We start from the raw sequence: 13,159 nt of genomic DNA, 5'->3' as shown, positions 1-13,159 counted from the left end.
TCGGAGGACGGAACGCCGAGCGCCCGGTGAGGCGGGAGAGCGCGACTAACCCGCCTTCGAGTCCGGAACCCGCTTCTCGGCCTGCTTGGCCGCCTGCCGCTCCCGCTTGCTGATCACACGTCCGCGCTCGGCGATGTCGTCCTTGGCCCGGTCGGCGTAGATGTCCACGTACTCCTGACCGGAGAGCTCCATCAAGGAGTACATGATCTCGTCGGTGATGGAACGCTCCGCGAACCGGTCACCGGCCAGACCTTCGTACCGGGAGAAGTCGAGCGGTTCCCCGACCCGAACCCGCACGCTGTAAGGGCGCCATATCTTGGAACCGAGCGGGTTGACCTTCTCCGTCCCGATCGTGACCACCGGTATCACGGGCACATCGGCTTCCAGTGCCATGCGGGCGACCCCGGTCTTGCCCTTGTAGAGCCTGCCGTCCGGCGAACGTGTTCCCTCGGGGTAGACCCCCAGCAGCCGTCCTTCCCGCAACAGGCGGATACCGGTGTCCAAGGCGGCCTGTGCCGCCGCTCCGCTGGAACGGTCGATCGGCACCTGCCCGACTCCGCTGAAGAAGGTCCGTTTCAGCGCGCCGATGATTCCCTTCCCGGTGAAGTACTCGCGCTTGGCGAGGAAAGTGACCCTGCGGGGCAGCATCAACGGCATGAGGAAGGAATCGGCCACAGCCAGGTGATTGCTGACCAGAATCGCCCCACCGGACTCCGGGACGTGGTGAGCGCCTTCCACCTTGGGCCGGCACCACAGTTTTATGAGGGGCCCGAGAAGAACGTACTTCATCACCCAGTACAGCACCGCGTCGCTGCCTCCCTCACGGCCGGATTACGTTGACAGGGTACGGAGCCGCTGTGCGGCACACAACGCGGGGCCGAAATCACGATCGTCACAACACGCCCCCGCGCGTCTTCGTCACCGGGAGACGCCGCACCACGGTGGATCGCTCGTGCGGGTGAACATGGCAGAGTGTGACCGTGCATGAACACGCGAGCGGTGTGGGTGAACGGTCTCCGGGCGGATTCGACACGACGCTTTCGGGCGCGCCCCGAACACGACCTTGCCCACTCGGCGCCGAACAGCGACCCTGGGAACGAGCGGCGCACTTCAGCGGTGCGTCGTTCGACCGGATCGTTGCAAGCACAGTCACCCCTGGGGAGCGGAAAACCGTGACGGCGGAACCGGTCTCCCACGAGCCCACCATCCACCTCGAGCGCGTCAGGAATCCCGTATGAACACGCGCCATGAGAACGCCGACGGCCCCGAAGACATCGACAAGGCTTTCGCGGAGATCGTGGCCGAGTTGGAGCGCGATTCCTCGCTTCCGCAGTGGCCCGGGGACTCCGGAACCGAGGCCGCGGCGACCACCGGGACCACGAGCTCCGAAGCGCCACCCGTGACCGGTGAGGACGACGGCCCCCGCGACTGGACACCCCCGGAGGCCGAGGAGGACGAGGGGCACTACGAGCCACCGGAACCGCCCCCGCTGCCCAAGCCCGGCGCAGGCACCGTGGGGGGCGTCGTGCTCGTGGCGCTCGGGCTGCTGATCCTGTTCGTACCCCTCGCGGCGAGTTCACTGGGGCCCCTGACGCTGCCCGTGGGGCTGATCGCGATCAGCGGCGGTATCGGCTGGCTGTTGCTGCGGCTGCGGCAGGGCTCCTCCGACGACGACTCGGGCTGGGACGACGGCGCCCAGGTCTGAGGGCCCACGACGGCGCTGGGCCGCCCACCGGTCGTTTCCCCGCGCTTCGAACACCCGATCCGTGCCACGGGTCGCCTCCGTGCGACGCGCCGGTCGCGAACGGGAGCGCGCCGGTTCCGATCCCGTGCCCAGGGGGATACAGGGTCAGACGGGAGAATCCTCGACGAGTACGTTGCCGTGCACCCGGCGCACGGTGATGGGGTGGACCCTGGGTTCCGCCGTTTCCGAATCGGCGCCACCGCTTGGCCACCGATCGCCGCCGTCGGTTGCCCCCGCGGTGGCGGGCTCATCAGCGGCGTCCTCCTCGGTGGCGGCGGTGAACGCCTCGCGCAACGAGGTCAGCAGCCCCAGGAACTGTTCGGGCAGCCCACCCGCGTGCGACCTCGCGTTCGCCTCGCGGAGCACCGACTTCGCGACGCACAGCGGACAACCGTCCGCACCTGGTCCCGCCTTCTCCGCGAACGTCCGCAGGAGGGGGTGTTCACCTCGGGAGAGCGTGTTCAGCCACTCCTCCGCCCTGGCCGCGAGTGCCAGCAGCAGCGAGCGCAGCTCCTCGACGAGCCGATCGTGATCGCCCGTGGTCGGTGAACCGATGTGTTCCTCGTGCAATACCGCTCACCTGTTCTCCGGTCGGTGGGTGCTCTGCTCGCGGGTGTTAGCTGGGCAAGCTGGTCCTTGTCCGATCGAGCGCGGAGGTGCCCCGGTTCTTCCGTCCGGTACGCCCTGGCACGTCCCGAGCGCGATGCGACCGGGAACATCCCCGCCGCCGTTCGGGCGGTGAGCCCCGACCGAGGCCGCCGTACGGGTGGGAACCGGGACAACGGCTCCTCTCGGTCGGCGGGCAGGAGCCGCCCGGGTGGAGAGAAGGTCAACGCATCCACTGCGCCGGGTCCGGCCGGAAGGTCACCCTCACGCCGTCGTCGCCCGCCGTCGCCTCCACCGCCACGCAGCGACGCAGCACCGAGGGCAACGTGATCAATCTCCGGTGCCCGTCCACCGTCACGGCCAGCTCGTCGCCGATCCGGGCCAGGTCGAGCTCCGCCCCTCGGGTCAGGGGCACGGCTATGCGCAGAGTGTAACGTGGTTCCGGGCCGTTCCCGTCACGGTCGACCTCGATCACCGGAGCGCGCTCCGTACTTGCGATCGGGTCGGTTCCGCCGTAGATCTCGCCGCCCAGCTCCAGCAGCGGATCGGCTCCGACCGGTTCCTCGGCGCGATGTTCCACGGTGCGCAACGGCAGTCCCATCTGTTCCAGCTCGCGCAGCACCCCGCGCTGCTGCTTCCGACGGGTACGCAGCCAGGTGGCCGCGGCTCCCCTGGCCGAACCGGGATCGGGGACCACCCGGTTGGCGATGACACCGTCGACGTGGATCTGCTGCAACGCGAGCGAGGTCAGGGTGCGGCGGGTCTCTGCGGCCACGACCGATTCCGGGGTCGCGACGAGCCGAACACTGGTCTCTTGTGAGGTGAGCAGCTCGGCCAGCGAGTTCAATCGCTCGGCGAGCCCGCCCAGCGCCTCGGCGACCGCGTCCCAGCGTTCGGTGCGGTCGCTGCCCGCCATCCCCGCGAGCATGCCCCGCACGACCCGACGGTGGGTCGGGAACAGCCGCTCCAGGTACCCCGCGAGCGCTTCCGGCATGGTCAGCAGCCGCAGGGTCTCGGCGGTGGGGCCGCAGTCCACGACCACGGCGTCCCATCGGTACTCGGTGGCCATGCGCCGGACCTCGGAGAGCGCCAGCAGGTCCTCCACGGCGGGCAGCCGGGTGAGCTCGGCGGCGTCGAGCTCGGACACCCCGGCACCGGTGAGCACGGTGTGCAGGTGCTCACGCAGTTCGGACCAGGATCGGTCGAGCAGGCCGCGGGTCCGCACCTCGGCCGCGTACAGCCGGCCACGGACGTGCTCGGCGGTGTCCGGTGACCGGACCACCCGCGGCGTGTCATCGAGCTCCGTCCCCAGGCAGTCGGCGAGGGAGTGCGCGGGGTCGGCGGAGACCACCAGCACCTCGCGCCCGTGGGCGGCGGCGCACGCGGCGGTCGCCGCCGCGAGCGTGGTCTTGCCGACCCCGCCCTTTCCGGTGAACATCAGAATTCGCAAGCTCGACCCTCGTTCGCCCGGCCGAACCGCGCGGTGTCCGTCGGCGGCACTAGTCGGCCGATTCCACGCGGCGCTTGAGTTCCTTCAGCGCGGTGTCCATGATCATCTTTTCCGCCTTGCGCTTGAACATCCCGATCATGGGGACGGACAGGTCGACAGCGAGGCTGTAGGTCACCTCGGTACGTCCCGGCTCCAACGGCCGCAGGGTGTAGCTGCCGCGCTGCGACTTCTGCACCTGCCCCTCCACCAGGGTCCAACTCACCGAGAGACCGTCGGTGCTCCACTCGTAGGCGAGCGTGTAGGTGTCCTTGACCACACCGGCGTCCAGCACGAAGCGGACACGCTCCGCGGTCCCCTCCGCCGTCCAGGAGAGCACCTCGGTCTCCTTGACCGCCTCGGCCCACTCGGGATAGGCGCCGAAGTCGGCGATCACTGTCATGATCTCAGCGGCCGGGGCCTCGATCACGATGGACTGGGTGGACTGGTCGACCATGTCGCGCAGATTACAGGTCGTCCACCCGTCTCCGAGCACTGGCGGGAGGGTTGGGGCGGTTCACCACCGCAGCACATAGGGCCTGCCGAGCTGCTTGAAGTGCCCCACGTTGACGCACTCGGTACGGCCGACACGCGTCCGTGGCGACAGCGGTTGGTGCACGTGGCCGAACAGCGACCAGTGGGGACGGTCCCGGTGGATGCGCCGCAGGGCTCCCGAGGAGCCGAGCTCCTGGCGGCGGGCGACCACGTCGTAGACCAGTTCGGGAACCCGGGGCGGCACGTGGGTGCAGAGCACGTCGACGGGCTCCATCCGGTCCAGCACCGCGTCGAACTCCGGTTCGGTGCGCAGATTCGGCACCCACGGCAGATCGCGCCGCAGGGTACCGCCGGGAGGCAGCAGGGCCCCACCCGCGAAACCGAACCGCAGACCGCCGATCTCGACGGTCTCGCCGTCGAGGGCGCGGATGCCGTCCCCGGTGAACTCGGACCACAGGGTCGGGTCGTCCACGTTGCCCGCCGTGGCGTAGGTCGGCGCCGTCATCGCCGCGAACAGCTCGGCGTACTGCTCACGCACCGCCTGCCGAACCACGGCGGCCGGGTCGGAAAGGCTGTCCCACAGCGAGCGCAGGTAGGAGGCGATCTCCGAACCTCGGTTGTTCCGCCGCAGCCACGCGAAGTGCCCGACCTTCTCGGGCCCGAACACCGCACCCAGTATGCCCTTCTCGTGGTCGAGATAGTCCACGAAGTCGATCAGGTCGCCGAGTACGACCAGTGCGTCGGCGCCGTCGCCCGCACGTTTGAGGTCCTCGACGTTCCCGTGCACATCCGAGACCACGTGCACCCGCAAGGTGTCTCCGTTCGCCGCTGAATCCGCTGCCCGACCAACCTAACCGGCTGACGTGCCCTCGGACGAACCAACCCGACGGGTGCCGGAGGCGGGCGGCGGGAGGTAGGGGGAACAATGCGTCGTACGACACATCCCGGCCGATCGGCACGATGCCGAGGGCACGGGGGGCTACCGCCCAGTAGCGCTCGGGGTTAGGTTGTCCATCACAATTTGGCGTGCTTTCGGAGGATGCAACGTGCGAGAGTTCAGCGCCCCCGCCACCGTCACGGTGGCCGCCGAGGAGAACCTCACCGACATGGTGTGGGCCAATGCCGAGCGGTTCGGCGACGCGGTCGGCTTCCGCCGCAGGGTGGACGGCACCTGGGTGGACGTGACCACGGCCGAGTTCGCCGCGCAGGTGCTCGCGGTGTCCAAGGGGCTCATCGCGGCAGGTCTGCGCCAGGGCGACCGAGTGGGGTTGATGTCCCGGACCAGGTACGAATGGACCCTGTTCGACTTCGCGATCTGGTCGGCAGGGTGCGTGACCGTACCCGTCTACGAGACCTCCTCGGCCGACCAGATCGAATGGATCATGAGCGACTCCGAGGCCGCCGCTCTGATCGTGGAGTCGCCCGAACACCGCGCCGAGGTGAACTCGATAATCGGCAACCTGCCGAACGTGGAACACGTCTGGCAGATCGACGGCCCCGTCGACGACGGAGGCTCCACCGCTGTCGCCGAGCTCACCTCGGCGGGTGCGGAGATAGCCGACGAACGGGTGCACGAGCGCCGCCGCGCCGTCGGAGCCGATGACACGGCCACCCTGATCTACACCTCGGGTACCACGGGCAGGCCGAAGGGCTGCGTGCTGACGCACCGCAACATGCTCGCCGAGGTCCGTGGGGACCTCGACGCGTTCCCGCAGCTGATGCGGCCCGGCAACTCGATGCTGATGTTCCTGCCCATGGCGCACGTACTGGCCAGGGCCATCTCCATCTCCTGCGTCTACGCGCGGCTGACCCTGGGCCACACCGGCGACGTCAAGGACCTGGTCAACGACCTGGGCTCGTTCCGGCCCACCTTCGTGCTGGCGGTGCCCCGCGTCTTCGAGAAGGTCTACAACACCGCCAAGCAGAAGGCTCACGGGGAAGGCAAGGGCAGGATCTTCGACGCGGCCGAGGCCACCGCGGTGGCCTACAGCCGGGCCAAGAACGAGTCCGGTGGTCCCGGGCTGGCGCTTCGCGCGAAGCACTTCGTGTTCGACAAACTGGTCTACGGCAAGCTGCGCGCCGCGTTGGGAGGCCGCTGCGAAGCCGCGGTCTCGGGAGGTGCGCCGCTCGGCGAGCGGCTGACCCACTTCTACTTCGGGGTGGGAGTACCGGTCCTGGAAGGCTACGGCCTGACCGAGACCACCGCCGCCGCCGCGGTCAACGTGGAGGACGACTATCGGATCGGCACCGTCGGCAAACCGATCGCGGGCACCACGATCCGCATCGCCGACGACGGCGAGGTGCTGGTCAAGGGGGACGTGGTCTTCCACCGCTACTGGAACAACGACGCCGCCACGGCGGACTCGCTGGAGGACGGCTGGTTCCACACCGGGGACCTCGGCTCGCTGGACGAGGACGGTTTCCTCCGGATCACCGGCCGCAAGAAGGAGATCATCGTCACCGCGGGCGGCAAGAACGTGGCGCCGGCCGTGCTGGAGGACCACATCCGCGCTCACCCGCTGATCAGCCAGTGCATGGTGGTGGGTGACCAGAAGCCGTTCATCGGTGTGCTGGTGACGCTGGATCCGGAGTTCCTGCCGTCCTGGCTGGCCGAGCGGGGCAGGCCCACCGACACCCCCGCCGGCGAACTCGCCGAGGACCCCGAGATGCGGGCCGAGGTGCAGCGGGCGATCGACGAGGCCAACCAGGCCGTGTCCAAGGCGGAAAGCATCAAGCAGTTCCGCATCCTGCCGCAGGACTTCTCCGAGGACCGGGGGGAGATGACCCCCAGTCTGAAGGTCAAGCGCAACAAGGTGGCCGAGAACTACGCCTCGGAGATAGCCGCCATCTACTCCTGATTGAAATTTTCCGGTCGGATTGGCGGATCGCTCACTCGGCGGAACCTCTCGCACGGCTCTCGCCGCGGGCCCGGAGACATCGAGTAGGTACTACGCCACGCCTCCGGCGTCCTCGCGAGAGCCGCACGGGAGAACCCGCGGGTGATCGCGTTGGTGACGTGGCTTTCGACGAGTCGAAACCGAAGAAACCCCCTTTCCTGTCGACACAACACCACGGGAAAACATCAGTGCGGAACGAAAAAGCGGGGCGGGGCACGTCATCGGTGCACCGCCCCGCTTCGTCCGTACCCGCCCGGCTTCGTCCGTCACCGAGAGGACGGTTTCCGGGTGAGTGTGGCCGGATCAGCCCACGACGCGGCGCATCCGGTTGATGGGGGCGATGTCGTCGTAGGGGACCACCTTGACCACCTGGCCACTGGTGGGCGCGTGCACGGCCTTGCCGTTGCCCACGTACATGGAGACGTGGCTGACCGGGCTGTAGTAGAAGATGAGATCACCCGGCCGCAGCTGCGAGGCCGAGATCGGCTGCCCGACCTGGGCCTGGGCGCTGCTGGAACGGGGCAGGTCCACACCGGTCTGGGCGTAGGCCCAGTACATCAGGCCCGAGCAGTCGAACTGACTGGGTCCCTCGGCGCCGTAGACGTAGGGCGAACCCTGTTTGCTCAGGGCCGCCTGCACGGCCCCGGAGGCCGAACCGGCGCCACCGGCGTACTCGTAGTCGGTCTCCCCGCCGCCCTGGTAGGCCTGCTCCTGCTCGGCGGTCAGCTCCTCGAGCTTCTCCTCGACCTCGGCGATGCGATCCTCCATCGCCGCTTTCTTCTCGGCGATCTCGTCCTGGATCTTCTTCGCGTCGGCCTCGGCCTGCGCAGCGCGCTTCCTGGCCTCCTCGGCCCGCTTCCTGGCCTCCTCGGCCCGCTGGGTGGCCTCGGAGAACTCCGATACCGCGTTCTGCTTGTCCCGCGCCAGTTCGTCCAGGATGGAAGCGCGGTCGAGGAAGGCGTCCGGCGACTCACTGGAAAGCAGCGCCGAGAGCTGGTTCATCCTGGAGCCCTGGTAGACGGACCTGGTCAGTTCGTCCACCTTGCCGCGGAACCGCTCCTCCTTCGTGTGGGCCTGCTCGACGGCCTTCTCGGCCCGCGCGGCCTCCTCCTTGGCCTTCTCCAGGTCGGCGAGACGGGCCTCGTGGTCGTCCTTGGCCCGCTTGTACTTCTCGGTGAGCTTCTCGGCCTTGCGGGAAAGCTCCTGCAGCTGCTCGACCGCGTCGGACCTGTTGTCGGGAAGATCGGGGTCTGCGATGGCAGGCGCGGAGCTTACTGTGACGGCGGTGGCAACCGCCGTGGCCGTCAGTGCTCCCCGCATCGAGCGTTTGAGTCCGTGCGAGGCCACGTCGCGCATTGCTCCTTCGTCCACTCGGCCGCCCTCTCGGGAAGAGTGTTCCGCGACGGGCACGGGGTTCCACCGGCGAATTCGGTCGCACCGCGAGCGGGCGCCCCCGAAGGGGTGCGCTCAGTACCGATGGCGTGCCCGGGAGGTTTCCCGGGTCGGCTCCCCCGACGAGCCGATCAGGCGGCAACTCCGCGGAGCCGCCCGGTTTGGGCAACTGATCGCCGCGAAGTCTCGGTTAGGTTACGAGAGGTCGCCCGTACAGTCCAGAGCGGGGGGCGTAATACGACAGTATGTGATCGATTCATCTGACCGAGTGAGACTTTGCGCCACTGAACTTCCGGGCGGCGCGGCGATTTCCCGGGAAATCGCCGCGCCGCCGATGCCAGCGGCACCGCCTCACGTAACGGCCCCTTCCCCGACGTCGGTGGTTGCCGTGCAGTCGGTATTTACGTGCCAGCGGTCTCACCGCCTCCGGTGGTGTCGGTACTGCCCGTGGGAGGGATATGGCGCAGGAGGGTGGCTGCGATGACCGCGAGGGCGATCAGCAGGGCCGCGCTGAGCCCGCTCGCGGTGTTCAGACCGGCGGTGAAGGCTTCGCGCGCGGAGACGAGCAGGGTAGCGGCCTGGTCCTGGGGTAGTTGCTCGGCGGCGGCGAGGGCACCGTTGAGGGTGTCCCGGCTGGCCTCAGCCGTCTGGGGCGGGATACCGGCGGGCACTGAGTCCCACATCTGGATGCGGTAGATCGCTGTGGCGAGGGTGCCCATAATCGCCACACCTAGGCCGACGCCGAGTTCGCCGCTGGTTTCCGACATCGCCGCGGCCGATCCGGCTTTGTCCGGTGGGGCCGAGCCCACGACCATGTCGGTGGTCAGCACCCCCATCGGGCTAAGTCCCAGCAGTGCGACGACGCCGGCTGCGATGAGCCACCCGAGTCCGTTGCTCCCGGTGACCTGAGTGATCAGGAGGAAACCGAGTACCGAGACCAGTGCTCCACCGGCGATGGTGAAGGCCGGGCGCAGGCGGCGTGCGACAAACGGGGTCAGCAGGGAACCGATGATCGCGGCCAGGGCCAGTGGGATCATCCACAGCCCCGCTCGGAGCGGGGCGAGTCCGGCGACCAGCTGCAAATACTGCGGGTAGAGGTAGTTGACGCCGTTGATGGCCAGAATGCCGAGCAACAGCAGGGCCAGGGCAGCACAAAAAGCGCGACTGCCGAACAGTTGCACGTCGACGAGTGGGTCGGCCAGCCTGCGCTGTCTGCGTATGAACACTACCCCGGCAAGGAGTCCGACCACCATCATCGTGCTCGACAACCAGGACGGGCCGTGGGTGGGGATTTCCTTGAGACCGTAGACGATCGGCAGCAGCGTTGCCAGGGACAGCGCAACGCTGGTCAGGTCCAGCCTCCCCGGGTTCGGGTTGCGGTGTTCGAGTAATACCGCCGGGGCCAGCACCACCAGCAGCAGCATGACCGGCACCGCCAGGAGGAACACCGATCCCCATCCGAAGGCCGTCAGCAGGGCGCCACCGATGATCGGGCCCAGTGCTGTTCCAGCCGAGAAAGTCGTCATCCAGATCGCGATGGCGACCCCACGTTGTCGGGGATCGGGGAACATGGTGCTGATCAGAGCCAGTGTGGACGGCATCAGGGTAGCCCCCGCGACACCGAGTACGGCACGGGCGATGATCAGCATCAGCGGGGTGCTCGCGAAAGCCGCCGCCAGGGAGGCCGCGGCGAACGCGGCCGCTCCGATCATCAATAGCCTGCGTCGGCCGACCCGATCGCCGAGGGTGCCCATCGTGATCAGGAAACCGGCGATCATGAACCCGTAGACATCCATGATCCACAGCAGTTGTGTGCTGCTGGGAGCCAGATCGGCACTCAGATGCGGGGCAGCCAGAAACAGCACGCTGACGTCCAGCGCCAGCACGAGCAGCGGCAGGGTGAGCACGGCCAGCCCGACCCACTGCCGTGGTGCCGCCCGCAGTACGGGATCAGGTGCAACGGATGAGGACACGCAGCCTCCTCGAGTCACCGGAAGACAGCAACTTGCACTTCCAGGCGATAATATTATATTACGATCCGTATCGTAATTTATATAGTAGACTGGTGCAATGACCTCCCAGTCGGATTCCACGCCCTCGCACAGTGGCCGCCCCCGCGATCCGCAGATCGACATGGCCGTGCTCGAGGCCACGCTGACCGTGCTCGACGAGTCCGGCTACGGACAGCTCGCCATCGAAGAGGTCGCGCGCCGCGCGGGTACGACCAAGCCTGCGATCTACCGTCGCTGGTCGAATCGACCGCGGCTGGCCCTGGCCGCTCTGGCCACCCGACTCGGCGGCGTAGAGACCCCCGACAGTGGCTGTACGATTTGCGACCTCACCGAAGGTCTCAACGTCTTCGTCGCGGCGTTTCGCAGGATCCACCCGGACGTACTCAGTCCCCTACTGGCCGACTGCACGGCGGACTCGCGTCTGCACGACGAGTTCATGACCACGCTGTTCGATCCCCCTCGGGCCGCCGTGGCCCGGATGCTCGACCACGCCGTGGCCCGGGGCGATCTGCGAGCTGACCTCGACCGCGGCCTGATCCTGGACATGCTCGGCTCCCTGGTGTACTACCGCGCCCTGTTCGGCCACGCCCCGACCACCGAATCCGAGGTCGATCACGCCGTGGAAGCCCTCCTGCGCGGCATCGCCACCGACTATCCCGCCCTCGTCGAACACAGCCGACAACTCACCGGCGATCCACAGACCCACAACACCCACGCATGAACCGGGCCTGTCATACAGTGCGGAAGTCGGATCTGGCGTATCCCGGCTCTTCCCCTTGCCAGGCCGCGAGTTCCCCGGTGGTGGAGTCGACTTCTGCCGGTACGGGTTTGAACGCGCGCGGTTCGTGGTGAAGTTCCTCGGTGGCGTAGGCCCGAAGCGGCTGATGTGGGCCCGCAGGTAGGGCTCGATCCGAGCGAGCTCGTTGGCTGTGATGGCCCACCCCGCCGTTACCGGCTCGCGGACAATGTCGGCGATGTCGACTGCGTTGCGGAAGATGACCAAGTTGGCTAGCCGTAACTAACCGGCCCTCGACCAAGAGGACTCACCATCGTGCGGGGTCAGAGTGGATTGACGCGCTCCAGCAGCACGGCCGAGGCCACCGCGTAAGCTCCCCTCCGTCGCACCGAGTTGACCACTTCACGGTCCGAAGTGGCCACGACGATCTGGCGGCCGTCGGGTTCGGCGTCTACCAGCTCGCGAATCACGTCGTCGGCCTGCACGTCGGGCTCGCTGAACAGCACCCGGACCCCGCGCGGCCCACTCCTGGGGACCGAGACGACGTCGGCCCCGTCGAAGACGACCGTCACCTCGGCACCGGACCTGGCGGCCAGCACCGCGAGCTGGTGTGCCAACCGGTCGCGCTGGTCGGCCAGCGGCAGCTCCGGATAACCGGTCTTGGTCACGTTGTAGCCGTCCACCACGAGATGCACGGCCGGCAACGCCAGCAGTCGGTCCAGCGCGGCCACATCGGACACGTCCTCGGTGGAGGCCGCCTGCGCGCGCACCCCGCCCACGGTGTCCGCGGGCTTGTGCCCACCACTGTCGTGCCCACGCCTGGCGGGACCGAGCTCGCGTCGCAGCCCGGCCACCGACCCCTCCAGGGTCTCCAGCAGCAGGGCCAGTCTGACCTCGTCACCACGTCTCGCCTCGCGCGCGGACTGCCGCGCGGTCTCCGCCTCGCGGTCGGAGCGCTCGGCTCTGGTGCGCTCCTCCGCCGCTCTCGCCCGGTCACGGTCACGCTCGGCCACGAGCTCGGCCATCTCCCGGTCCTTCTGCTCGGTCACCCGCTCCAACTCGGCCGCCAGCCGCGCCACCTCGTCCTTCTGCTCCCGGAGACGGACCCCCTGCTGACGCAGTCGGTTGCGCAGCCGGTCGGCATCGGAGCTGTTGTGCCGTTCGGCGGAACGGGCCAGTCGATTCGCCTCCTCGAGCTCACCGCGCAGTCGCTCGTTGTCAGCGGCGAGCCGCTCCGCCCGGGAGACCGCCGAGTCGCGCTGCTCGCGTAACTTGCCGTGCTCGACACGGTGGCCGATGAGCTCGACGTAGTGGGCGGCGGTCACGGTGTTCAGCAGCACGGCCGCCGTGGCCGCCGCCAGCGGGTCCGCCTGCTGCTGTTCCAGTGCTTCCGGATGCTTCTTGCGGCACCAGTCCAGCACGGCAGTGTGAAACACCGCCGAGTCCCGCATCGCGGCCAACAGGTCGGACTGGCCGAGCTTGGCCCGCTTCGCGACGGTGAAACGCGTGATCGGGCGCAACCGCACCGGCACGTCACCGGGACGCATCGCTCCCAGCGCCGCGGCCGCCAGTTCCGCTATCCGGCCCCGCAGCGGCCCCGGAAGCCCGTCCCAGTCGACGACGGTTGCGTCATGGCTTCCCGGCGGGTCGCTCTCCGTCCCTGGGGCCTCGTTGGCTGCTTGAGGGTCGACGTCGTCGCCCGATGTAGGCGGTATCACTCTTCCAGGCTAAGTGTTTGTCCTGCCACTACAGCATCCGGCGGTTTCTCCGTGTCGGTTCGGGCCACCGGGT

The 13,159-nt window shown here is 68.3% G+C and carries 11 protein-coding genes; 3 read left to right on the top strand and 8 right to left on the bottom strand.

Annotation, left to right across the window (positions count from 1 at the left end; translation table 11 throughout):
* Positions 1-45 precede the first annotated feature (45 nt).
* Positions 46-804, bottom strand: a complete 759-nt coding sequence (locus tag BLQ75_RS09180; protein ID WP_092600649.1) for a lysophospholipid acyltransferase family protein — start codon at positions 802-804, stop codon at positions 46-48.
* Between the two features lie 430 nt (positions 805-1,234).
* Between BLQ75_RS09180 and BLQ75_RS09175 the strand changes: the two genes are divergently transcribed.
* Positions 1,235-1,705, top strand: coding sequence for a hypothetical protein (locus BLQ75_RS09175; protein WP_092600647.1), 471 nt, complete (start codon positions 1,235-1,237; stop codon positions 1,703-1,705).
* Between the two features lie 144 nt (positions 1,706-1,849).
* Here BLQ75_RS09175 and BLQ75_RS09170 read toward each other — a convergent pair whose 3' ends face one another.
* The 4 genes from BLQ75_RS09170 to BLQ75_RS09155 all read right to left on the bottom strand — a co-directional run bounded on the left by BLQ75_RS09170 (position 1,850) and on the right by BLQ75_RS09155 (position 5,142).
* Entirely contained in the window at positions 1,850-2,314 is a 465-nt protein-coding gene (locus tag BLQ75_RS09170; protein WP_092600645.1) for a hypothetical protein, read from the bottom strand.
* 259 nt (positions 2,315-2,573) lie between these two features.
* Positions 2,574-3,800, bottom strand: coding sequence for an ArsA family ATPase (locus BLQ75_RS09165; protein WP_092600643.1), 1,227 nt, complete (start codon positions 3,798-3,800; stop codon positions 2,574-2,576).
* Between the two features lie 49 nt (positions 3,801-3,849).
* A complete protein-coding gene (locus BLQ75_RS09160; RefSeq protein WP_092600641.1) occupies positions 3,850-4,293 on the bottom strand; it encodes an SRPBCC family protein in 444 nt (147 codons plus the stop codon).
* A gap of 60 nt (positions 4,294-4,353) precedes the next feature.
* Positions 4,354-5,142, bottom strand: coding sequence for a metallophosphoesterase family protein (locus BLQ75_RS09155; RefSeq protein ID WP_170837408.1), 789 nt, complete (start codon positions 5,140-5,142; stop codon positions 4,354-4,356).
* Positions 5,143-5,377: 235 nt separating this feature from the next.
* Here BLQ75_RS09155 and BLQ75_RS09150 point away from each other — a divergent pair, with 235 nt between their 5' ends.
* Positions 5,378-7,189 (top strand): AMP-dependent synthetase/ligase, encoded by a 1,812-nt coding sequence (locus BLQ75_RS09150; RefSeq protein ID WP_092600639.1) that lies wholly within the window; start codon positions 5,378-5,380, stop codon positions 7,187-7,189.
* 342 nt (positions 7,190-7,531) lie between these two features.
* Here BLQ75_RS09150 and BLQ75_RS09145 read toward each other — a convergent pair whose 3' ends face one another.
* A complete protein-coding gene (locus BLQ75_RS09145) occupies positions 7,532-8,584 on the bottom strand; it encodes a C40 family peptidase (RefSeq protein WP_092600637.1) in 1,053 nt (350 codons plus the stop codon).
* A 437-nt stretch (positions 8,585-9,021) separates the two neighbouring features.
* Positions 9,022-10,593, bottom strand: a complete 1,572-nt coding sequence (locus tag BLQ75_RS09140) for an MFS transporter (protein WP_211481265.1) — start codon at positions 10,591-10,593, stop codon at positions 9,022-9,024.
* 97 nt (positions 10,594-10,690) lie between these two features.
* Between BLQ75_RS09140 and BLQ75_RS09135 the strand changes: the two genes are divergently transcribed.
* The gene (locus BLQ75_RS09135) at positions 10,691-11,353 is read left to right on the top strand and encodes a TetR/AcrR family transcriptional regulator (RefSeq protein ID WP_092601013.1); all 663 of its coding nucleotides are present in this window, start codon (positions 10,691-10,693) and stop codon (positions 11,351-11,353) included.
* 338 nt (positions 11,354-11,691) lie between these two features.
* Here BLQ75_RS09135 and BLQ75_RS09130 read toward each other — a convergent pair whose 3' ends face one another.
* A complete protein-coding gene (locus BLQ75_RS09130) occupies positions 11,692-13,086 on the bottom strand; it encodes an NYN domain-containing protein (protein WP_211481264.1) in 1,395 nt (464 codons plus the stop codon).
* Positions 13,087-13,159 lie beyond the last annotated feature (73 nt).

The organism is Actinopolyspora xinjiangensis (genome assembly GCF_900104475.1).
Classification (GTDB): domain Bacteria; phylum Actinomycetota; class Actinomycetes; order Mycobacteriales; family Pseudonocardiaceae; genus Actinopolyspora; species Actinopolyspora xinjiangensis.
The sequence above is the reverse complement of the archived record's forward strand: the minus strand, read 5'-3'. Positions and strand labels throughout refer to the sequence as shown.